The organism is Salinivibrio kushneri (genome assembly GCF_027286325.1).
GTDB classification, from domain to species: Bacteria; Pseudomonadota; Gammaproteobacteria; order Enterobacterales; family Vibrionaceae; genus Salinivibrio; species Salinivibrio kushneri_A.
The window spans coordinates 24,298-45,060 of sequence record NZ_CP114588.1 but is presented as its reverse complement, the minus strand read 5'-3'; the positions used below and the strand labels follow the sequence as shown (position 1 = coordinate 45,060).

Sequence of the window (20,763 nt, the reverse complement as noted above, 5' to 3'; positions counted from 1 at the left end):
TTGGTTAACTTGATGTGCGCAGCAGTGTAACTGCTATTTATTACAAGTTTTATTACAAAGTCGCCAGCCCCACAACCAAAAGATCACCGCACCTGCGGCGGCGACACTCGGTAAGGTCTCTACCCGGTTGGCAAACAAAATGGTCGCCGTCAGCAGCAAGGTGGCCCCAATGCCGAGCAGATAGGTGGCGCGCGAATGACGCTGCTTGGTCTGCAAATAACCGTGGTAATAGGCCTCTAAACGCTGGTTGACCTGACGACCTTGCCGTAAGCCGTCATACACCAGCTCTGGGATTTCGGGTAGTTTCTCCGCCCAAAACGGTGCCTTTTCACGCACTGCCGCCCAGACGGCTTGCGGCCCAACTTGCTGTTTCATCCACGACTCTAAAAACGGCTTAGCCGTGGTCCACAAATCTAACTGCGGATAGAGCTGACGCCCCAGTCCTTCAATGTAGAGCAGGGTTTTTTGCAACAACACCAGCTGAGGCTGCACTTCCATATTAAATCGACGCGCGGTGTTAAATAGGTTCAATAAAACATTACCGAACGAGATTTCGCACAGCGGCTTTTCGAAAATCGGCTCGCACACGGTACGAATAGCAAACTCAAAATCATCCACATTAGTGTCGTGTGGCACCCAGCCAGAGTCGACATGCAATTCGGCCACTTTGCGGTAATCGCGGTTAAAAAAGGCGATAAAGTTTTCCGCCAAATAACGTTTATCATCGCGATTCAGAGTGCCAACAATCCCGCAATCCAGCCCAATCCACTGCGGATCATGCGGGTGTTCGTAGGAGACAAACACGTTGCCTGGGTGCATGTCCGCATGGAAAAAACTATCTCGGAATACCTGGGTAAAGAAGACCTCAACCCCGCGCTCGGCCAGCAGCTTCATGTCAGTACCATTGGCTTCCAGCGCCTCGATATCCGATACTTGAATGCCATAGATTCGCTCAGACACCATCACATCTTTGCGACAGTAGTCACTGAATACTTCGGGCACATACAAAGCTGGGTCGTTTTCAAAGTTGCGGCGTAGCTGAATGGTATTGGCCGCTTCGCGCATTAAGTCCAGCTCATCAAGCAAGGTTTTTTCATACTCGCGGATCACTTCAACCGGTTTTAACCGGCGGGCATCGGGCAGAAAACGTGCCACCAGCCTTGCCACCCGATACATCAAGCGCAAATCGGCTTGGATCACCGGCAAAATATCGGGGCGGATCACCTTCAGGACGACTTCACGCCCATTCGATTTTAAGGTGGCGGTATGCACTTGTGCGATTGACGCAGAGGCGAGTGGTTTAGGATCAAAGTCGCTGAACCAAGTCTCCAGTGGGCCACCTAATGAGGCTTCAATTTGCGCCTTCGCTTTGTGTCCATCAAACGGTGCTACTTTGTCTTGCAGTTGCGCCAGCTCGTTGGCGATATCCCCCGGAAAGAGATCACGGCGCGTTGACATCATTTGCCCAAGCTTGACCCATACCGGACCCAAGCTTTGCAGCGCCAACCGTAAACGTTCTCCCACCGGCTTGTCTGGATGCTGGTTTTTTAGCCAAAATAACGATTGACGACCAAGATGGGCAAGCCGAGTTAACGGCTGTTTGGGCAACAAAGCATCGACACCGTACAGCAGTAAGGTACGGATAATAAAATACAAACGACGAATTTCATTGAGCGTCATGCAGACCCCACCCGTTCTACCAACTGCTTAAACCTGGCTTCCAACCGCGCGACATCGCTGCGCAGCTCGTCCACTTGGTCACTGTAGGCGGCGACTTCAAGTGGCCCAGGCGCTAAACGCCACTCTTCAGTAATCACATCCCCCACATAACGCTGTTGTCGCTGTGCCAATTGCTGGAGTTGCTGCCAACGCTGCTGGGCGTGACTCACTACCGTGTGGGCAATTACATCGCCAGTGTACGGTGCCAACCACTCAGCCACATCCAGTTCGATACCGCTGAGCAACTGTGAGAACTGCTGCGCCACGTCAATATCGCCTTCAAGCGTGAGTTTATCCGCTTTGATTAGCGCGGTTAAATTGGCCTTTTGCTGTAGCTGCGGCAGTGCCGACAGTGATAATGACAAATCCGCATCACGCTCGCCCTCATAATGACTGAGTACATCGATACGCTGGCCGAAGATAAAAACCAGTTGGCGATCAAGCTCTTGGATCGTAACACCAATACAACGCCCTTTTAGCCGAGCAAGGCGACGCTGGCTGTCGGCGTCTTTGGCAATCACAGCATTTAACGCTGTTTCAAGGGCCGCGCATACAAGTGAATCAAGCGCCATGTGGGCTCCTTAGAATTTATATCCACGGTGTAGCGCCACAATGCCACCCGTGAGGTTGTAGTAGCTGGTTTGTTCAAAACCGGCTTGCTCCATCATTCCTTTTAGCGTCTCTTGGTCGGGGTGCATGCGAATCGATTCAGCCAAATAGCGATAGCTATCTGGGTCATTAACAATCAGTTGCCCCATTTTCGGTAACACATGGAAAGAGTAGGCGTCGTAGACTTTTGACAACGGCTCGGCAACCGGTTTTGAAAATTCGAGCACCAGCAAACGCCCACCGGGCTTAAGGACACGAAACATTGAACGTAAGGCTGCATCTTTGTCAGTCACATTACGCAGGCCAAACGCGATAGTGATGCAATCGAAGTGGTCATCTGGGAAAGGCAACGCCTCGGCGTTGGCTTGCACGTAACTGACATTGCCAACAATGCCCTTGTCGCGCAGTTTGTCTCGGCCTACCTTGAGCATTGAGTTGTTAATGTCGGCGAGCACCACTTCACCGCGCTCACCGACAAGGCGAGAAAATTTTGCCGTAAGATCGCCTGTCCCACCAGCTAAGTCGAGCACTTTTTGCCCAGGACGAACACCACTGCAATCAATGGTAAAGCGTTTCCAGATCCGGTGAATGCCCATCGACATCACGTCATTCATCAGATCGTACTTAGCCGCCACCGAGTGAAACACATTGGCCACGAGGCTTTCTTTTTCTTGGCGTTTGACTTGCTGATAGCCAAAGTCGATGGTCTCTTGATCCTGGTGCGCGTTTTTATCAGTCATTTTGTTCCCCTAACGTATTGGCTCCAGTTTACTTTATCGCCCATCCCGACTCCAAGCGTGCAGCCAAGTTTATTAGAATTATTGCTGGCTGGCGTCCCGTTCGGCCTGGGTCAGGTTGAGAGGTTCATCTGCCGCCGGCTCGGTAGCAACACTGGCAAGCGACGGGCTGATATCCCTTTTTACCTCAACCCCCAGCGCTTTAAACCCCTCGGCTTGGCGAATGATATTACCGCGGCCTTGGCTGAGTTTATTCATCGCCCCTTGATAACTGTCACTGGCTTTACCCAGCGCATTGCCTAGCGCTTCCATATCACCGACAAATAGGCGCATCTTGTCATAAAGCTTGCTCGCTCTCTCTGCGATTTGTTTGGCATTTTGGTTTTGGTATTCATAGCGCCATAGGTTATTGATGGTACGCAGTGCCACCAGCAAGGTGGTGGGGCTGACCAACATAATATTATTATCCATCGCCTCACGGATCAGGCTGGCATCAGCCTCGACCGCAACTTGGAAAGCCGGCTCCACCGGAATAAACATCAGTACATAGTCCAGTGAACGCACCCCATGAAGCTGATGATAATCTTTACGCCCCAGCCCGCGGATATGCTGACGAATGGCTTGTACATGCTCTTTTAGCGCCGCATCTTGCTCAGCCAAGGTGTCTGCGTTGTAGTAGCGTTCATAGGCGACGAGGGCCATTTTGGCATCAATCACCACGTCTTTTTCTTGGGGTAATTTCACCACCACATCAGGCTGATAACGCTTACCTTGCTCGTTTTCAAAGCTCACTTGCGTTTGATACTCACGCCCTTCACGCAAACCGGACTGTTCTAAGATACGCGCCAACACCACTTCGCCCCAGTTGCCCTGTTGCTTGTTGTCACCTTTTAACGCTTGCGTCAGATTGTGCGCTTCACGGGTCATATCCGCGTTCAGTTGCTGAAGGTTTTTGATTTCATGAATCAGGGTGTGACGCTCTTTCGCTTGTTCACCAAAGCTGTCAGTCACTTGCTTTTTAAACCCTTCCAACTGCGACTTAAGGGGCCCCAGTAAGCTCTCTAAGCTCATCTTGTTTTGCTCATCAACAGAATGGACTTTTTGCTCAAATACCTGGTTGGCCAGCTGTTCAAATTGGGTGCGCAGCCTCTCTTCCGCGTTTTCCAATAACGCGTGCTTTTCTTTTGCCGCATTGAGTTGTTGCTCCGCACTCGCTTTGACTTCACGAAGCTCAGCTAACAGTTCTGACTTTTCCTCACGTACCACATCCAGTTTGTCTGACAGCGCTTGATTGTCTTGGCGTAATTGCTCCAGTTGACGTAGCTTCTCACTGGCAGAGGTTAATTTGCCGTAATACTGGCGTAGCTCTTGCGTCAGACGATCGCGCTCAACATCCAAGCTATCCAATTCTTGTTGTTGTTGCTCCAGTTGCTGACGAAGCTGTTGTTGCTGTAAGTCAGCGGTCGACTGCTGTTGGGCATATTGGCTATCAAACCATTGTTGATATTGGGCAACCACACGCCGATGCAGCCAATAGCTCAGCCCTGAGGCACTGATAACGCCGAAACAAAACGTCAGGATAGACAAGGTGGATAATGACAGGCCATCAAGCATAATGGGTTCTCTATTGTACGGTCACTGATGTCAGCAAGGCTAATGGGACACTGGATAGATGTCCAGTCTATCTCGGTGCGTGCGAATACCGTAGACTGCCTGGAATAAAAGGCATTTTTGCAAGGAGGCAGTATGCACAATGAGCGTAAGGCTCTGATATTTGGATTGTCTGCTGTGCTGTTGTGGTCGACGGTCGCGACCGCGTTCAAAATCACCCTAAGCTACATGACCCCGATTCAAATGCTGGCGGCAGCCAGTGTCGTATCGGTCGTCGTACTCGCCGCCATTGCCGCTGTGCAAGGCAAGCTATCGGCACTGTGGCCAACGTTTCGTCGCCGGCCAGGCTACTATTGCCTGCTAGGGATGATTAACCCCTTAATTTATTATTTGGTTCTTTTCAAAGCCTACGACCTTCTTCCTGCGTCCTTGGCGCAACCCTTGAACTACAGCTGGGCCATTACCTTGACCTTAATGGCAGCGGTATTTCTCGGCCAAACCATTCGCCGCCAAGACTGGATCGCGGCAGCATTAGGCTATTTTGGTGTGGTGGTCATTGCCACCAAAGGGCAATTGCTCTCGCTACAATTTGACAGCCCGCTGGGTATTGGGCTCGCGCTGCTCTCCACCCTATTGTGGGCAGGGTTTTGGGTACTTAACACCAAAAACCCCGCTGACCCCGTGCTCGGCATTCTGTTAAGTTTTATGCTGTCGCTACCGGTGTCCTTATTGTTAGCCGGAATGACAGCATCATGGACAGGGATCCCCTGGCAAGGATGGCTCGCGGTAAGCTATGTGGGATTATTTGAAATGGGCGTGACGTTCATGTTGTGGCTGAGCGCAATGAAATATACCCAGAATACTTCTCGCATCAGTAATCTGATCTTTATCTCGCCCTTTATTTCTTTGGTATTACTGGCCACCATTATTGGCGAAACTATTCATGTCAGCACGCTCATCGGCCTTAGCTTTATTGTGGTTGGCCTGCTTATTCAGCAACGCAAACCCAAAAAGCGTGAGCAGCCAGCGGCAAGCGCATAATGGTGGCGTGATCCACACGCCACGTGTTCGTTTTTAATCCCTTCAGTGATGGGCGATCAGCCCATCTTGCGTTGGATTACGTACTCATAAAGCTCGTCGGCAGATAAACCGTCTTGCGCCAAGCCTTGGGTGATTTCTTCAATACGCTCAGAGCGGCGCTCATCTATCACCTGATTAAATTGATAAACCAGTTCGCGTAAATATTTCAGTGGCACCTGATGGGCGGCGCTACGTACACGCTCTTCACTTTGGCTGCCTAGTTCTGCCAGCAATTTGCCAAACATGATTTTCTCGGGCGATTCCTCAAGTTGCTCAAGGACGCGCGCCATTTCGATTGTCGATAATGACATAGTGTGTAACTGACCTTTGGATATAAAACGAAAAGGAATGAGCATTAATTTGGTTTGCTTAGTAAATATACTCTCAATTTGGGGTTTTTAGCAAAATAAAAAAACGCTGGCCGAAGCCAGCGAAAAGGGATGATGGGTTGTCGAGACCCCAGCGTTTTGCACGTCTTATTATATTTGCCAACTGAATTGTCGTTTTTACTGATTATTTAATCTCTTACTGCTTTGGCATGCCATTGCTTGCCTTTCGGTGACCACAAAATAATTAAGCCAGGTAGCAGCAACCACATATGGACGGTCATTAAATCACTGGCGGATAAACCTAAACGTTGAGTGAGGCTAACCAGCAGGCCTGCGCCACTCATTTGGAACAATCCCAACAAGGCTGCCGCTGTACCAGCACGATCAGAAAACGGTGCCAAGGCTGCGCCCGCTGATGCGCCCAGTACCCAGGCAAAGCCGAATGATGAGGTAAAAATCGGCAACATAAAGGCCCAGGGGGCAGCGATGGGGCTTAATGCCAACATCAGCCCGCCTGAGCCAACCAGCATCATCAAGCCAATATTGAGCGCACGGCGGCTACCAAATCGTTGCATATAACGCGGCGCTAACATCGCTGCCGCGATATTTAATGCCGCGTTGGCGCCAAACCAAAAGGTGAAGCTATTCATGGAAATACCGTACCTGTCCATCAGTAACACTGGTGCGGAAGTGACGTAGGCTAAAATCACCGCCATCGCCAGCATGCAAAGGATAATGTGGTAGGTAAATGTTGGCACGCGTAGCACTTGCCAATAGCGGCGTAAGCTGAATAAGCGCCCAGAGTTATCTGTGTGTGTCGGACGCGTCTCAGGCAAAAACACGCTGACCAAGACCAAGCCCAATGCCGCATAGCCCAGCATAAAGCTAAAGTTGGCACGCCAATCAAACATTTGAGTGAGCCAGCTACCCAGTAGCGGGGCCAAGGCAGGTACAAAACAAATCGCACCATTGAGATAGCTAATCATATGGCCGCTGCGCTCAGCACCAAAGCGGTCACGCACTGCCGCAAACGCACACACGGACGTGGCACACGCGCCAAAACCTTGCAGCAAACGCGCCACCAGCATCATGTCCATCGAGGTCGCGAGCCATGCCATCAGTGAGCTCAGGCCATAAAGTGAAATACCAATGATCGCGACAGGCTTACGGCCAAAGCGGTCAGCCAATGGCCCGGCAAACAGCTGGCCTAAACCGAGACTAAACATAAACCAAGTGACGGTATCTTGCGCCAAGGTTGGGCTCACATTAAAGTCACCGGCCATATACGGTAATGCAGGCAGGTAAATATCAATCGCCATCGGGCTAAATAGCACCAGTAGCACCATTAAGGCGACCAGTAAGCGATTCGATGTCGGTGAATCAGTGTGTGTCATTGGTTACTCCTCTCTACAGCCACGCAGTATAGTGGCTTCACGATATGAACCATAATGGTTTATAGTAAAAGCAGTTATTCCTAAGGAGAATACCAGCAATGGATTTGGATCAGCTGCAGCGCACCGACCTCAATTTATTGGTGTGTCTACATGTATTGTTGGAAGAGTGCAATGTCACGGGCACGGCCAAACGCCTACATTTAAGCCAATCGGCGGTAAGTAAAAATTTGGCCCGACTAAGAGCGCAATTTAACGACCCACTTTTTACGCGAGCAGCCCACGGGCTCAAACCCACCGTTCGAGCGCAAGCCTTACAGGCGAAATTACGCGCTTTACTCAATGATGTTGCGGCGATGACCGAGCCGGATCACTTTCAGCCGCACTTAAGCGATCGTTGTTTTCGCTTTGCCCTCGTCGAGAGCGCCTATCCATTGCTACTGCCACAGTTTATTGGCGATATGCTGGAAGCGGCTCCAGCTATCACCCTCAATACCGCCGCTTGGGATCAAACCACCTTTGATGGCCTCGCCCGCGGCAATATCGATTTTGGTATTACCGGTAAAGATTTAAATCCCGCCGATGCCATGCTGACCATGATGCCGCCCAAAGGCGTACGCTACCAAGAGCTTTGCCAAGATCACCAGTGTGTGTTGATGCGCGCCGATCACCCGGCACTCAAGGGTCCATGGGATGAAGCGCGTTACCTTGGACTGCGACATGTACAGGTGAAGTGTGATGGGAATGACCGCTGGCTGTTGGACTATAAACTGGCAGAGCGTAATATTGAGCGTGACATTGCCATGTACGTGCCAGATTTCAACAGTGCGGCGAGCCTGTGTACCTATACCGACCTGGTGTTTACCTCACCAAGCCAGTTTGCGCATTATATTGCCGCGTCGCTCAATTTGGTGGTACGGCCGTTACCGACGCCAATACCGCCGATGGCGTACACCTTGTTTTGGCATCAAAACCAAGAAAATGACCCGGGGCACCAATGGCTGAAAGCCTTGATTATTTCGCGCTGTCAGCAATTTAGCCCAGCAAAATTGCAGCCTATCGCCAATCGCGCTAGGGTCTAACCCACTGGCTTTTCACGCGTGGCCGAACATGGCGAGTTCACCCTATACAAAGAAGGAAGAATAATGGACGCGATCCTTACCAAGCGTATTGAGCAGCTAAGACACTGGCTGGCTCAACACGATTATGACGCCCTACTCATCCCCCACGAAGACGAATATCTCGGTGAGTATGTGCCTGAGCACAATGAACGCCTCCACTGGGCGACCGGCTTTACCGGATCAGCAGGCGCTGCGGTGATCACCCGCGACAAGGCGGCGATTTTTGTTGATGGCCGCTATGTGGTTCAAGTCCGCAAGCAAGTCCCCGCCGGCCTGTTTGACTACTGCCACCTGATTGATGAGCCACCGGTGCAATGGGCCCAGCAACAATTGCCAAAGGGTGCCAAGCTGGCTATCGACGCTCGCATGCATAGCGCCGCTTGGTACAAACGCACCCAACGCGCGCTAGATGGAGCTTTGACACTGGTGAGTGTGGAGCAAAACCCGATTGAAAGCTTGTGGGACGATCGCCCCGCCCCGCTTAATAGCCCTGCCATTTTACTGGGTGAAGAGAAAACCGGCCGCGCCAGCTTAGATAAACGTCAAACCATTGGCCAGCAGTTAGCCGATCGGAATCTTGATGCCGCGGTACTCACTCAACCCGATGCCGTCTGTTGGCTGCTCAATATCCGTGGTCGCGATATCCCACGTTTGCCCGTGGTACTGACCCAAGCGATTATCAAGCAATCCGGTGACGTGACGGTGTTTATCGATCCTGACCGTCTCCCCGAAGGCTTTGATGCACACGTGGGCCAAGGCGTGAGCGTCGCGCACCCAGACAGCCTGGTTGATGCTCTGCAAGCGCTGACTGGTCAACGTGTATTGGTCGACCCAAACGGTGCCAATGCGTGGACACTGAACACGCTCCAACAAGCGCAAGTCACCGTGGTGGAAGCGCAAGACCCATGTGCGCTTGAAAAAGCGGCCAAGAACCCGCAAGAAATCGCCGGAATGCGTGCCTGTCACGTGCGCGATGGTGTTGCCGTGACCCGCTTTTTAGCTTGGTTTGACCGTCAAGTCGACGCCGGTGAACGCCCTGACGAAGCCGTGCTCGCAGACACCCTGTATCAATTCCGCCAACAAGACGATCAACTGGTCGACTTAAGCTTTGATACCATTTCCGCCGCCGGTGGCAATGCGGCCATGTGTCACTATAACCACAACAATCAGCCCAAACCGAGCGTGATTGAGAGCAACAACGTCTACTTGGTCGACTCAGGCGGTCAATACTATGACGGCACCACCGACATTACCCGTACCGTGCCGGTGGGCGAATGCAGCGCTGAGATCAAAAAGGCCTTCACGCTGGTGCTTAAAGGACATATTGCGCTGGCCACCGCGCTGTTCCCGAAAGGCACCTCAGGCAGCCAGCTTGATGCCTTAGCACGCCAGTATTTGTGGCAACACGGCTATGATTTTGACCATGGCACCGGTCACGGTGTCGGGCATTTCTTGGACGTGCACGAAGGTCCGCAGCGCATTTCCAAAGCGCCCAATAGCGTCGCGCTATTGCCAGGCATGGTGGTGTCAAACGAGCCGGGCTACTATCGCGCCGACGCGTTTGGGATCCGGATTGAAAACCTCGAGTTGATTGAAGAAAAGCCCACCGAGGGCGACATGACGATGCTCGGGTTTGCCTCACTCACGCGTGCACCGATCGATCGTCGTTTGGTCGACGTGAGCTTACTCAGCGAGGCGGAAATCCAGTGGTGGAATCGCTATCATCAAACCGTGTGGGATGAAATCAGTCCCCACCTCGATGATCAAGACCAAGCTTGGTTAAAACAAGCGACCGCGCCGCTAAGCCGTTAAGTCGTGTCTTCACCGAGTGTGAAAAACAAAAAGCGTCCGATTGGACGCTTTTTTTATTCCCCTTTCAGGGCTTTCTCGACCGCTTTGGGCGAAAAACCGCGCAAAGTAGTATCGCCAATGCAAATCACCGGGACACCCCGCGAGCCTGTTGCCGCCAGCAGCTTCTTGCCTTTGGGTGTGGCCGTATCGACAACACGATAACGCAGCCCTTTTTTATCCAAGTAAGCTTTGGCCGCCTCACAGTGAGGACAGCGCGGACCTACATATACAGTAATACGTTTCATGCCCGCATTGTCGCTAACCCACTGCCATTTGTGAAGCCATTTGCGCCTGACGCGCGACATCGTAGATGTTATCCCAATCTTTCCATACCACCTCAAAACCGAGGGCACGGACGCTGGCGGCCACCTCTGCCGCGCTCCGTTCATCACTGATGGCAAACTGCTCTAATTGTGGCTCAGGGTTCGCATAGCCGCCCGGTTGGGTTTTTGACGCCGCGGATAGGCTCGTGACCCCAAGGGGCAACACATTGTCGCGAAAGTGGGGGGACTCTCGTGTCGATAGCGATAGCTCGACCTGCGGATTCCACAACCGATAGGCACAAATCAGCTGAACCAGCTGCTTGTCCGTCATCACCGATTTCGGCTGTAACGCCCCCGCGCAAGGACGTAAGCGCGGAAAAGATAGCGAATAGCGGCTTTGCCAGTATTGCTTTTCCAGATAATCCAGATGCTGGGCGGTAAAAAAGCTGTCGGTGCGCCAGTCCTCAAGGCCAATCAAGGCGCCGAGACCGATCTTATCGACCCCTGCTTGTGCCAACCTATCTGGGGTTTGCAGCCGGTAGTGAAAGTCGGTTTTATTCCCGCGCTTGTGGTGTTCCCCATAGGTTGGAGCGTGGTAGGTTTCTTGGTAAACCATCACCGCATCCACACCCTGTGCCACCAAGGCGCGATATGCCTCGGTATCCAGCGGCTGCACCTCCATCGCCACATGGTGAAAGTATTGCTTCACCACGGGTAAAGCGCGGAGAAAATACTCGAGCCCCACCTTGCTTTCATGCTCACCGGTCACCAAGAGCACACTGTCAAAGCCCATTTTTTTGATCGCTTCACACTCGGCGGCGATCTCGGCTTCATCCAGCGTGCGCCGTTTGATTCGGTTTTCCATCGAAAAACCGCAATAAGTACAGACGTTGGCGCACAAATTGGAGAGATACAGCGGAATATAAAACCCCATGGTGTAGCCAAACCGCTGCCGCGTCAGCGCCGCAGATTGCTGAGCCATGGCCTCAAGGTAGGCTTCAGCGGCAGGACTGATCAGGGCAGCGAAGTCGTCCAAATTACGCGAAGATTTAGCCAGCGCCCGCTCGACATCTTGGCGCGTTTTGCTGTAAATCGAAAGGCGATGATGATCCCAATCGAGTGCCGCCCACCGCTCAGAAAAGCTCATCACGCCTCCTTAGCGTCAAGAAACGCGGTTAAGGGGCTAGACGCGTGGGCGTGATTGTGTGTGCCCGCCAGTCCAGCGCGATACGCACAGCGTCCTGCTTCAACCGCTTGTTTAAACGCTGCGCCCATGGCAATCGGATCGCCAGCCGTGGCAATGGCGGTGTTGACCAAAACTGCATCGGCACCGCGCTCCATCGCTAACGCCGCATCGGACGGTGCGCCAATGCCGGCATCAATGATCACCGGTACGCGAGCTTGCTCGATAATGATGTCGAGAAACGCCATTGAGGCCAGCCCTTGGTTGGAGCCAATCGGTGAGCCAAGAGGCATCACCGCCGCGCATCCCACCTCTTCCAAACGCTTACACAGCACAGGATCGGCATGACAATATGGCAGCACCACAAACCCCTCACCCACAAGGGTTTTCGCCGCTTGAAGGGTTTCAATCGGATCAGGCATCAAATATTTGGGGTCGGGGTGAATTTCCAGCTTCACCCAATGCGTTCCCAATGCTTCTCGGGCAAGACGCGCGGCAAAGACCGCTTCTTGCGCATTTTTCGCCCCTGAGGTATTGGGCAGCAGGCGCACACCGAGCTCGCGCAGCGGCGTTAAAATATCGTCTTGTATGGCATGCACATCGACTCGCTTTAGGGCCATGGTGACCAGTTCAGTACCACTGGCCGCCAGTGATTCGGCCATAGTCTTGCGACTGGCAAACTTGCCGGTGCCGGTTAACAGGCGAGATGAAAACGTCGTATCCGCAATGGTTAACATAATTATCCTCCGGCAATCGCTTGAAAGACCGCTAAGCTATCGCCAGCGGTGAGTGACGTGGATGACCAAGCATCACGCGCAATAATGGTCTGATTTAGCGCGACAGCGACCGATTCGGCCGGCACCTTCATCTCCTCAATCAGTTGCGCGACGGTCGTGGCATTGACCTCTGTAGGCGTGTCATTAATGATTAACCGCATCATTTACCTCCCGCATTGGCTGACAAACCGCACAGTGCGGATGAACGGGCAGCGAAAAGTGCTGCCATGTCATGGTTTGTCCATCCAGTCGTGACAAGCGATTGGTACCGACCGCCTGCCCTAATAACAGTTTTATTCCTTCCAACGCTTGCGCGGTGGCCATCATGCCGACCACAGGTCCCATTACCCCAGCTTCAGCGCAGCGTGTGGGTTCAGAAAGCGTCACGTCTGCGAAGGCGCACGCATAACATGCGCTATGCGGTTGATAAACCAATAACTGGCCTTGCCAACCTATCGCCGCTGCGCTCACCAAGGGTGTACCAGCCTCTACACAGGCTTGATTGACTGCATGGCGAGTAGCGAGATTATCACTGCAATCAAGGACCACATCCGCCATCGCCACTTCAAGCGCCAGACGCTCACCTTCTAGATAGGTATTGATGGCTCGGCACTGGCAATGTGGATTCAGCGCGACCAAGTTAGCGGCTAGCGCTGCGGCTTTATCGGTGCCGATTTGCTCATCCCGATACGCCACCTGACGCGCCAAATTAGATAGCTCAACGTGGTCTGAGTCAGCAATCGCTAACTGACCCACGCCAGCGCCTGCAAGATAGAGGCCCGCGGTGGTTCCAAGCCCACCGGCACCGACCATTAACACGCGCGCCTTGCTCAGTGCCTGCTGCCCGCACTCTCCAACTTCTGGCAGCATGATTTGCCGGCTATAACGCAGGTATTCACTGTCCGATAGCATCACGCCCTCCTTGTTGTCTTGATCGATTAAGACAGCGGTTAAATGCGTCAATGCGCGCCGCTAAATCAGGCGCTTGCGTCACGGCGCGGACCACCGCAATGGCGTCCACGCCGGTGCGCCAAACGTCAGGGGCTCGGTCGAGATCAATACCGCCAATCGCCACCGTCGGGAAACGGCCATCCACAGCCACCACCTGCTGCGCTAACGCTGAAATGCCTTGCGGTGGCTCGACGAGCTGTTTGGTGGTGGTGGGAAAAATATGGCCGATGGCGAGATAACTGGGCGAGAGTTCAACCGCTGCAGCGAGCTGTTCGGGACTGCGTGTCGATACGCCAAGGCGCACGCCTTGTCGTGCGAGCCGATCAAGATCCGCCTCTTGTAAGTCTTGCTGCCCCAGATGAACACCATAGGCGCCAGCCTCAAGCGCGAGCTGCCAGTGATCGTTGATAAACACCTGCGCATGGTGCGCGCGGCCCAATGCCACCGCGCGCTGTACCCAATCCGCCAATTGAGGATGCCCCGGCTGCTTCACACGCAGTTGCACGGTTTTCACCCCCAAGCAAAGCAAGCGTTCGAGCAAATCCACATCGTCCACCACCGGATATAATGGGCCTATACCTTCAGACATAGGCGCAAACGGGGTCAGGCTCATGATTCCACCTTATCGCTGTCCGCTACCTCAGCGCCTTGTGGTGACGAATGATGGGATTTTTGCAGGTAGAGCTCACTGCCCTTTTCTCGAAATTCTTGCGATTTTTGCTGCATGCCTGCTAACGGGTCTTCCAGCATAGTGACATCAATCGCTTCACCCGCGGCGGCATAGCCATTTTCTTTGGCATAATCTCGGACTTCTTGGCTGATTTTCATGGAGCAGAATTTTGGCCCACACATGGAGCAAAAATGCGCGACCTTGCCCGACTCTTGAGGCAGTGTTTCATCGTGATAAGCACGCGCCGTCACCGGATCTAAAGCAAGGTTGAACTGATCTTCCCAGCGGAATTCAAAGCGCGCTTTGGAAATGGCGTTATCTCGCACCTGCGCGCCCGGATGTCCTTTGGCTAAGTCGGCGGCGTGCGCACACAACTTGTAAGTGATAAGCCCAGTTTTAACATCCTCTTTGTTGGGCAGACCCAGATGTTCTTTGGGCGTGACATAGCAAAGCATCGCACACCCAAACCAGCCAATCATCGCCGCACCAATCCCGGAGGTGATGTGGTCGTAACCAGGCGCGATATCAGTAGTCAGCGGGCCTAAAGTATAAAAAGGCGCTTCATGGCAATGGGTGAGCTGCTCGTCCATGTTCTCTTTGATCATGTGCATAGGCACATGGCCGGGGCCTTCAATCATCACCTGCACATCGTATTCCCATGCCACCTTGGTAAGCTCGCCCAGAGTACGTAGCTCACTGAATTGCGCTTCGTCGTTCGCGTCAGCCACTGAGCCGGGACGCAACCCATCGCCTAGTGACAGCGATACATCATAGGCGGCACAAATCTCGCAGATTTCACGAAAATGGGTATAGAGGAAGCTTTCTTGATGATGCGCCAAGCACCATTTGGCGATAATCGACCCACCACGCGAGACAATCCCGGTCACGCGATTGGCGGTCATGGGCACGTAGTGCAAACGCACCCCAGCGTGAATGGTAAAATAATCGACCCCTTGCTCGGCTTGCTCTATTAAGGTATCGCGCATCACTTCCCAAGTCAGGTCTTCGGCAATGCCATTCACTTTCTCAAGCGCCTGATACATAGGCACAGTGCCAATCGGAACTGGGCTATTACGTAAAATCCACTCGCGGGTTTCGTGGATATTGCGTCCGGTCGATAAATCCATCACCGTATCCGCGCCCCAACGGGTCGCCCACACCAACTTTTCGGTTTCTTCTTCAATGGAGGAGCTCACCGCCGAGTTACCAATATTGGCATTCACTTTCACCAGAAAGTTACGCCCAATGATCATCGGCTCCGCTTCTGGGTGGTTAATGTTGGCAGGAATAATCGCACGCCCTTCAGCGACCTCTTGGCGCACAAATTCGGGAGTGATATTCGAGGGTAAATGCGCGCCAAAGCTTTCTCCTGGGTGCTGGCGGTTTAGTTGATCTTCACGATACTGCTGGCGACCCATATTTTCCCGAATAGCGATAAATTCCATCTCTGGGGTGATAATGCCTTGGCGTGCGTAGTGAAGTTGGGTCACACACTGGTTAGGTTTCGCCCGACGGATAGACGGTAAGGCACTAAAGCGAAGATCATCCAAGGTTTCATCACTAAGGCGAGTCTTTGCATAGTCTGAGCTCACTGCATCAAGGAACTCTGTATCGGCACGTTCATCAATCCAGGCTTTGCGTACTGGGGCTAAGCCTTGGTAAATATCGATAGCACTCTGTGGGTCGGTATAAGGCCCTGATGTGTCATAAACCCGAATGGATTCATTGGCTTCATACTGCGGATTATCTTTACCCCCGCCTACAAAAGTAGGAGAAAGGTGGATTTCGCGCATGCCTACGCGAATATCGGGTCGCGATCCCTCGACATAGACTTTTTCCGAGTTAGGGTAGGTTTGCGCAGAGAGGGAATCGATAAAAGATTTGGCCTCAAGGCGGGCCTGTTTACGGGTCGACATAGCATTACTCCGGTGTTCATTATGGGAATTAATGCTTGCCGGAAAACGCTGAATTGAGATGTGAGCAAACTGGCAGACGCGTACGGTCTGTTATCTGATGCATCTCTTGTTCCCTTCGCTGGTCCTAACCAGATCAGGTTCAACGGATCCCACTTAACGTGGTCTCAGCCAATTGGCACTCCGACAAGTTCAACGCCAGTATAAGAAATCACCGCCGCAACAACAAGCGACGTAATGGCATGTTTTTACCTACCCAGTAATGCGTCCTAGCAACCAAGCCCCCATCGCGGCCGCTCCTAAGCATAACGCAAGGTTGAGACCCACGTTTAACAAGGCTTTCACCGTCTCACCATGTTGAAAAAGAAGCAAGGTATCCACTGAAAAGGTCGAGAAGGTGGTGAACGCGCCCAAAAAGCCAATCGCAATCAGTTGACGCCAAGGCACTGGGGCAATCAGCTCTTGGCTCATCGCCGCTAAAAAGACACCCATCGCTAATGAGCCCAGCACATTAACCATGAGGGTGCCGTAAGGGAATCCTCGACCAAACACCGCGACGCTCCACTCTGAAACTAAAAAGCGCGAAGACGCTCCTAGTGCGCCACCAAGTCCTACCCACAATATGCTTACCACTGGGTGCTCCTTTCGATTGGTAAAAACTCATCATACCGTGACAGGTGAATAAGGAACAGGAGGAAGAAAAAGGGAAGAGGGTCAGAGTTGCTAGAAGCTTGATGATTCACATACAAAAAAAGCACCGACGATGTCGATGCTTTGGTATTTGGCAGGGGTAGAGGGATTCGAACCCCCAACACGCGGATTTGGAATCCGCTGCTCTGCCAATTGGAGCTATACCCCTGTAGATAGGTGCCTATTGTAGCGATCCCGCGACAAATTACCACCATCAATTACGCTTCAAACGCTTGATCGCTTATTTATAAAGCAGATCGTCCCAACAACCCAATAACAAAAAACCCCAGCTTTTCAGCTAGGTTTTTTAAGTAGCGGCGGAGGGCCGGGGTTGCGGACAATGGGCAGGCCACCCTGCGGGACTCATTCGCCCTGTGGGCTAACCTAGCCAATCACAAAAAAACCCTACTAAAATTAGCAGGGCTTCTAAGTAGTGGCGGAGTGGACGGGACTCGAACCCGCGACCCCCGGCGTGACAGGCCGGTATTCTAACCAACTGAACTACCACTCCGCACCAATTCTGTATGATTAAAGGCTTATATCTCTTTGCTTTAATCAATTGTAATCAAAGCCTGGCGATGTCCTACTCTCACATGGGGAGACCCCACACTACCATCGGCGCTGCTTCGTTTCACTACTGAGTTCGGCATGGAGTCAGGTGGGTCCAAAGCGCTATGGTCGCCAAGCAAAATTTTGTTTTGTCTTCACTTTTCTAAAAGTGAAAACCATCAACCTAGAAAGCTGTTCGTTCTCGCCACAATCAACTGGCTTTATTTTAAGTCCAACCCAAAACCTCTTGGGTGTTGTATGGTTAAGCCTCACGGGCAATTAGTACAGGTTAGCTCAACGCCTCACAGCGCTTACACACCCTGCCTATCAACGTTCTAGTCTAGAACAACCCTTTAGAGAGCTCGAAGCTCTAGGGATGACTCATCTCGGGGCCAGCTTCGCGCTTAGATGCTTTCAGCGCTTATCTGTGCCGAACTTAGCTACCGGGCAATGCGTCTGGCGACACAACCCGAACACCAGCGGTTCGTCCACTCCGGTCCTCTCGTACTAGGAGCAGCTCCCCTCAATCATCCAACGCCCACGGCAGATAGGGACCGAACTGTCTCACGACGTTCTAAACCCAGCTCGCGTACCACTTTAAATGGCGAACAGCCATACCCTTGGGACCGACTTCAGCCCCAGGATGTGATGAGCCGACATCGAGGTGCCAAACACCGCCGTCGATATGAACTCTTGGGCGGTATCAGCCTGTTATCCCCGGAGTACCTTTTATCCGTTGAGCGATGGCCCTTCCATTCAGAACCACCGGATCACTATGACCTACTTTCGTACCTGCTCGAGCCGTCACTCTCGCAGTTAAGCGGGCTTATGCCATTGCACTAACCTCACGATGTCCGACCGTGATTAGCCCACCTTCGTGCTCCTCCGTTACGCTTTGGGAGGAGACCGCCCCAGTCAAACTACCCACCAGGCACTGTCCTCACCCCGGATAACGGGGCTAAGTTAGAACATCAAACATACAAGGGTGGTATTTCAAGGATGGCTCCACAGCAACTGGCGTCGCCGCTTCAAAGCCTCCCACCTATCCTACACATGTAGGCTCAATGTTCAGTGCCAAGCTGTAGTAAAGGTTCACGGGGTCTTTCCGTCTAGCCGCGGGTACACAGCATCTTCACTGCGATTTCAATTTCACTGAGTCTCGGGTGGAGACAGCGTGGCCATCATTACGCCATTCGTGCAGGTCGGAACTTACCCGACAAGGAATTTCGCTACCTTAGGACCGTTATAGTTACGGCCGCCGTTTACCGGGGCTTCAATCAATGGCTTCTCTTGCGATAACCACATCAATTAACCTTCCGGCACCGGGCAGGCGTCACACCGTATACGTCATCTTTCGATTTTGCACAGTGCTGTGTTTTTAATAAACAGTTGCAGCCACCTGGTATCTGCGACTGCCCATAGCTCCATCCGCAAGGGACTTCACCGCGGGCAGCGTACCTTCTCCCGAAGTTACGGTACCATTTTGCCTAGTTCCTTCACCCGAGTTCTCTCAAGCGCCTTGGTATTCTCTACCCGACCACCTGTGTCGGTTTGGAGTACGGTTGCTACTTACCTGAAGCTTAGAGGCTTTTCCCGGAAGCATGGCATCAATGACTTCACCACCTTGGTGGCTCGACATCGTGTCTCGGCCTTGATTTCCCGGATTTGCCTAAGAAATCAGCCTACGCACTTGAACCTGGACAACCATCGCCAGGCCCACCTAGCCTTCTCCGTCCCCCCATCGCAGTAAGTAGCAGTACGGGAATATTAACCCGTTTCCCATCGACTACGCCTTTCGGCCTCGCCTTAGGGGCCGACTTACCCTGCCCCGATTAACGTTGGACAGGAACCCTTGGTCTTCCGGCGAGGAGGTTTTTCACCCCCTTTATCGTTACTCATGTCAGCATTCGCACTTGTGATACCTCCAGCAAGCCTCTCAGCTCACCTTCAACAGCTTACACAACGCTCCCCTACCCAATATCCATAAGGACATTGCCGCAGCTTCGGTGTATCGCTTAGCCCCGTTACATCTTCCGCGCAGGCCGACTCGACCAGTGAGCTATTACGCTTTCTTTAAATGATGGCTGCTTCTAAGCCAACATCCTGGCTGTCTGAGCCTTCCCACATCGTTTCCCACTTAGCGATAACTTTGGGACCTTAGCTGGCGGTCTGGGTTGTTTCCCTCTCCACGACGGACGTTAGCACCCGCCGTGTGTCTCCCGGATAGTACTTACTGGTATTCGGAGTTTGCAAAGGGTTGGTAAGTCGGGATGACCCCCTAGCCTTAACAGTGCTCTACCCCCAGTAGTATTCGTCCGAGGCGCTACCTAAATAGCTTTCGGGGAGAACCAGCTATCTCCGAGTTTGATTGGCCTTTCACCCCTAGCCACAGGTCATCTCCTAACTTTTCAACGTTAGTGAGTTCGGTCCTCCAGTTGATGTTACTCAACCTTCAACCTGCCCATGGCTAGATCACTCGGTTTCGGGTCTAATGCAAGCAACTCGACGCCCAGTTAAGACTCGGTTTCCCTACGGCTCCCCTATGCGGTTAACCTTGCTACTTACATTAAGTCGCTGACCCATTATACAAAAGGTACGCGGTCACCCCACTAGGAGGCTCCCACTGCTTGTACGTAGACGGTTTCAGGTTCTATTTCACTCCCCTCACAGGGGTTCTTTTCGCCTTTCCCTCACGGTACTGGTTCACTATCGGTCAGTCAGGAGTATTTAGCCTTGGAGGATGGTCCCCCCATGTTCAGACAAGATATCACGTGTCCCGTCCTACTCGTTTTCACGACTAAGGCGCCGTCGGTTACGGGGCTATCACCCTTTATTGCCAGGCTTTCCAACCTGTTCACCTAACGCCTAAGCCGCTTAAGGGCTGCTCCGGGTTCGCTCGCCGCTACTGCCGGAATCTCAATTGATTTCTTTTCCTTCGGGTACTTAGATGTTTCAGTTCCCCGAGTTCGCCTCTTAGCGCTATGTATTCACGCTAAGATACCTGCTTATGCAGGTGGGTTTCCCCATTCGGACATCGATGGCTCAAATGCTTCTTACCAGCTCACCATCGCTTTTCGCAGGTTAGTACGTCCTTCATCGCCTCTGACTGCCAAGGCATCCACCGTCTACGCTTAATCACTTAACCATACAACCCCAAGAGGTCTTTTTGCTCGATCTTTCTCTTTTATACGGCCTCTTGCTCACCGTTTGCTTGGTCACGTAACACGTTACGCTCCCTGCGACAAACGTCTCGCGCGAGATTGTCTAAAAAAGAAATCTGCGTCGCAAAACCACTGAGTGTTGAATCATCAACTAATTAA

17 protein-coding genes, 2 tRNA genes, 2 rRNA genes and 1 riboswitch are annotated in these 20,763 nt (G+C 52.5%); of the genes, 3 read left to right on the top strand and 18 right to left on the bottom strand.

Annotated elements, in window-relative coordinates; genetic code table 11:
* Window positions 1-33: 33 nt before the first annotated feature.
* From ubiB to rmuC, 4 genes are all read right to left on the bottom strand, one after another.
* On the bottom strand, window positions 34-1,680 hold the full coding sequence (gene ubiB, locus N8M53_RS00210; RefSeq protein WP_269579071.1) for a ubiquinone biosynthesis regulatory protein kinase UbiB: 1,647 nt from the start codon (window positions 1,678-1,680) through the stop codon (window positions 34-36).
* On the bottom strand, window positions 1,677-2,291 hold the full coding sequence (locus N8M53_RS00205) for a ubiquinone biosynthesis accessory factor UbiJ (protein WP_269579070.1): 615 nt from the start codon (window positions 2,289-2,291) through the stop codon (window positions 1,677-1,679). Before N8M53_RS00205 ends, ubiB begins: the two co-directional genes overlap by 4 nt.
* Before the next feature lie 9 nt (window positions 2,292-2,300).
* Entirely contained in the window at window positions 2,301-3,068 is a 768-nt protein-coding gene (gene ubiE / locus N8M53_RS00200; RefSeq protein WP_046074594.1) for a bifunctional demethylmenaquinone methyltransferase/2-methoxy-6-polyprenyl-1,4-benzoquinol methylase UbiE, read from the bottom strand.
* 78 nt (window positions 3,069-3,146) lie between these two features.
* Window positions 3,147-4,679 carry a DNA recombination protein RmuC gene (gene rmuC / locus N8M53_RS00195; RefSeq protein WP_269579069.1) on the bottom strand — a complete coding sequence of 511 codons (1,533 nt, stop codon included), beginning with the start codon at window positions 4,677-4,679 and terminating at the stop codon, window positions 3,147-3,149.
* Between the two features lie 132 nt (window positions 4,680-4,811).
* On the opposite strand from rmuC, the gene N8M53_RS00190 reads away from it, so the two are divergent.
* The gene (locus tag N8M53_RS00190; protein WP_269579068.1) at window positions 4,812-5,717 is read left to right on the top strand and encodes a DMT family transporter; all 906 of its coding nucleotides are present in this window, start codon (window positions 4,812-4,814) and stop codon (window positions 5,715-5,717) included.
* A 56-nt stretch (window positions 5,718-5,773) separates the two neighbouring features.
* Here the strand turns inward: N8M53_RS00190 and N8M53_RS00185 are convergent, their stop codons facing one another.
* Together N8M53_RS00185 and N8M53_RS00180 are read right to left on the bottom strand one after the other, a co-directional pair.
* Window positions 5,774-6,067 carry a hypothetical protein gene (locus tag N8M53_RS00185; protein ID WP_069361829.1) on the bottom strand — a complete coding sequence of 98 codons (294 nt, stop codon included), beginning with the start codon at window positions 6,065-6,067 and terminating at the stop codon, window positions 5,774-5,776.
* A gap of 206 nt (window positions 6,068-6,273) precedes the next feature.
* A complete protein-coding gene (locus tag N8M53_RS00180; protein WP_269579067.1) occupies window positions 6,274-7,479 on the bottom strand; it encodes a multidrug effflux MFS transporter in 1,206 nt (401 codons plus the stop codon).
* A 98-nt stretch (window positions 7,480-7,577) separates the two neighbouring features.
* Between N8M53_RS00180 and N8M53_RS00175 the strand changes: the two genes are divergently transcribed.
* Both N8M53_RS00175 and N8M53_RS00170 read left to right on the top strand, forming a co-directional pair.
* Entirely contained in the window at window positions 7,578-8,558 is a 981-nt protein-coding gene (locus tag N8M53_RS00175; RefSeq protein WP_046074598.1) for a LysR family transcriptional regulator, read from the top strand.
* Between the two features lie 63 nt (window positions 8,559-8,621).
* A complete protein-coding gene (locus tag N8M53_RS00170; protein ID WP_269579066.1) occupies window positions 8,622-10,409 on the top strand; it encodes an aminopeptidase P family protein in 1,788 nt (595 codons plus the stop codon).
* A gap of 53 nt (window positions 10,410-10,462) precedes the next feature.
* Here N8M53_RS00170 and N8M53_RS00165 read toward each other — a convergent pair whose 3' ends face one another.
* From N8M53_RS00165 to N8M53_RS00110, 12 genes are all read right to left on the bottom strand, one after another.
* Window positions 10,463-10,693 carry a glutaredoxin family protein gene (locus N8M53_RS00165; protein WP_069361819.1) on the bottom strand — a complete coding sequence of 77 codons (231 nt, stop codon included), beginning with the start codon at window positions 10,691-10,693 and terminating at the stop codon, window positions 10,463-10,465.
* A 13-nt stretch (window positions 10,694-10,706) separates the two neighbouring features.
* The gene (thiH, locus tag N8M53_RS00160; protein ID WP_269579065.1) at window positions 10,707-11,858 is read right to left on the bottom strand and encodes a 2-iminoacetate synthase ThiH; all 1,152 of its coding nucleotides are present in this window, start codon (window positions 11,856-11,858) and stop codon (window positions 10,707-10,709) included.
* Window positions 11,858-12,631 carry a thiazole synthase gene (locus N8M53_RS00155; protein ID WP_269579064.1) on the bottom strand — a complete coding sequence of 258 codons (774 nt, stop codon included), beginning with the start codon at window positions 12,629-12,631 and terminating at the stop codon, window positions 11,858-11,860. Before N8M53_RS00155 ends, thiH begins: the two co-directional genes overlap by 1 nt.
* A gap of 2 nt (window positions 12,632-12,633) precedes the next feature.
* The gene (gene thiS, locus N8M53_RS00150) at window positions 12,634-12,834 is read right to left on the bottom strand and encodes a sulfur carrier protein ThiS (RefSeq protein WP_077668675.1); all 201 of its coding nucleotides are present in this window, start codon (window positions 12,832-12,834) and stop codon (window positions 12,634-12,636) included.
* Window positions 12,815-13,582, bottom strand: coding sequence for a HesA/MoeB/ThiF family protein (locus N8M53_RS00145; RefSeq protein WP_269579063.1), 768 nt, complete (start codon window positions 13,580-13,582; stop codon window positions 12,815-12,817). Before N8M53_RS00145 ends, thiS begins: the two co-directional genes overlap by 20 nt.
* Complete coding sequence (gene thiE, locus N8M53_RS00140) at window positions 13,566-14,234, bottom strand: thiamine phosphate synthase (RefSeq protein ID WP_269579062.1); 669 nt, start codon at window positions 14,232-14,234, stop codon at window positions 13,566-13,568. Before thiE ends, N8M53_RS00145 begins: the two co-directional genes overlap by 17 nt.
* A complete protein-coding gene (gene thiC / locus N8M53_RS00135; protein ID WP_269579061.1) occupies window positions 14,231-16,207 on the bottom strand; it encodes a phosphomethylpyrimidine synthase ThiC in 1,977 nt (658 codons plus the stop codon). Before thiC ends, thiE begins: the two co-directional genes overlap by 4 nt.
* A 93-nt stretch (window positions 16,208-16,300) precedes the next feature.
* A riboswitch (TPP riboswitch) is annotated at window positions 16,301-16,400 on the bottom strand.
* A gap of 56 nt (window positions 16,401-16,456) precedes the next feature.
* On the bottom strand, window positions 16,457-16,837 hold the full coding sequence (crcB, locus tag N8M53_RS00130) for a fluoride efflux transporter CrcB (RefSeq protein WP_069586806.1): 381 nt from the start codon (window positions 16,835-16,837) through the stop codon (window positions 16,457-16,459).
* 149 nt (window positions 16,838-16,986) lie between these two features.
* Window positions 16,987-17,063, bottom strand: a tRNA-Trp gene (locus tag N8M53_RS00125).
* Between the two features lie 265 nt (window positions 17,064-17,328).
* Window positions 17,329-17,405, bottom strand: a tRNA-Asp gene (locus tag N8M53_RS00120).
* Window positions 17,406-17,464: 59 nt separating this feature from the next.
* A 5S ribosomal RNA gene (gene rrf, locus N8M53_RS00115) occupies window positions 17,465-17,580 on the bottom strand.
* A gap of 121 nt (window positions 17,581-17,701) precedes the next feature.
* Window positions 17,702-20,588, bottom strand: a 23S ribosomal RNA gene (locus tag N8M53_RS00110).
* Window positions 20,589-20,763: the final 175 nt, after the last annotated feature.

What these genes read in the sequence shown, in the direction of transcription:
- ubiB (WP_269579071.1), bottom strand. Translation starts at nt 1,680, where the DNA reads ATGACGCTCAATGAAATTCGTCGTTTGTATTTTATTATCCGTACCTTA.
- N8M53_RS00205 (WP_269579070.1), bottom strand. Translation starts at nt 2,291, where the DNA reads ATGGCGCTTGATTCACTTGTATGCGCGGCCCTTGAAACAGCGTTAAAT.
- ubiE (WP_046074594.1), bottom strand. Translation starts at nt 3,068, where the DNA reads ATGACTGATAAAAACGCGCACCAGGATCAAGAGACCATCGACTTTGGC.
- rmuC (WP_269579069.1), bottom strand. Translation starts at nt 4,679, where the DNA reads ATGCTTGATGGCCTGTCATTATCCACCTTGTCTATCCTGACGTTTTGT.
- N8M53_RS00190 (WP_269579068.1), top strand. Translation starts at nt 4,812, where the DNA reads ATGCACAATGAGCGTAAGGCTCTGATATTTGGATTGTCTGCTGTGCTG.
- N8M53_RS00185 (WP_069361829.1), bottom strand. Translation starts at nt 6,067, where the DNA reads ATGTCATTATCGACAATCGAAATGGCGCGCGTCCTTGAGCAACTTGAG.
- N8M53_RS00180 (WP_269579067.1), bottom strand. Translation starts at nt 7,479, where the DNA reads ATGACACACACTGATTCACCGACATCGAATCGCTTACTGGTCGCCTTA.
- N8M53_RS00175 (WP_046074598.1), top strand. Translation starts at nt 7,578, where the DNA reads ATGGATTTGGATCAGCTGCAGCGCACCGACCTCAATTTATTGGTGTGT.
- N8M53_RS00170 (WP_269579066.1), top strand. Translation starts at nt 8,622, where the DNA reads ATGGACGCGATCCTTACCAAGCGTATTGAGCAGCTAAGACACTGGCTG.
- N8M53_RS00165 (WP_069361819.1), bottom strand. Translation starts at nt 10,693, where the DNA reads ATGAAACGTATTACTGTATATGTAGGTCCGCGCTGTCCTCACTGTGAG.
- thiH (WP_269579065.1), bottom strand. Translation starts at nt 11,858, where the DNA reads ATGAGCTTTTCTGAGCGGTGGGCGGCACTCGATTGGGATCATCATCGC.
- N8M53_RS00155 (WP_269579064.1), bottom strand. Translation starts at nt 12,631, where the DNA reads ATGTTAACCATTGCGGATACGACGTTTTCATCTCGCCTGTTAACCGGC.
- thiS (WP_077668675.1), bottom strand. Translation starts at nt 12,834, where the DNA reads ATGATGCGGTTAATCATTAATGACACGCCTACAGAGGTCAATGCCACG.
- N8M53_RS00145 (WP_269579063.1), bottom strand. Translation starts at nt 13,582, where the DNA reads ATGCTATCGGACAGTGAATACCTGCGTTATAGCCGGCAAATCATGCTG.
- thiE (WP_269579062.1), bottom strand. Translation starts at nt 14,234, where the DNA reads ATGAGCCTGACCCCGTTTGCGCCTATGTCTGAAGGTATAGGCCCATTA.
- thiC (WP_269579061.1), bottom strand. Translation starts at nt 16,207, where the DNA reads ATGTCGACCCGTAAACAGGCCCGCCTTGAGGCCAAATCTTTTATCGAT.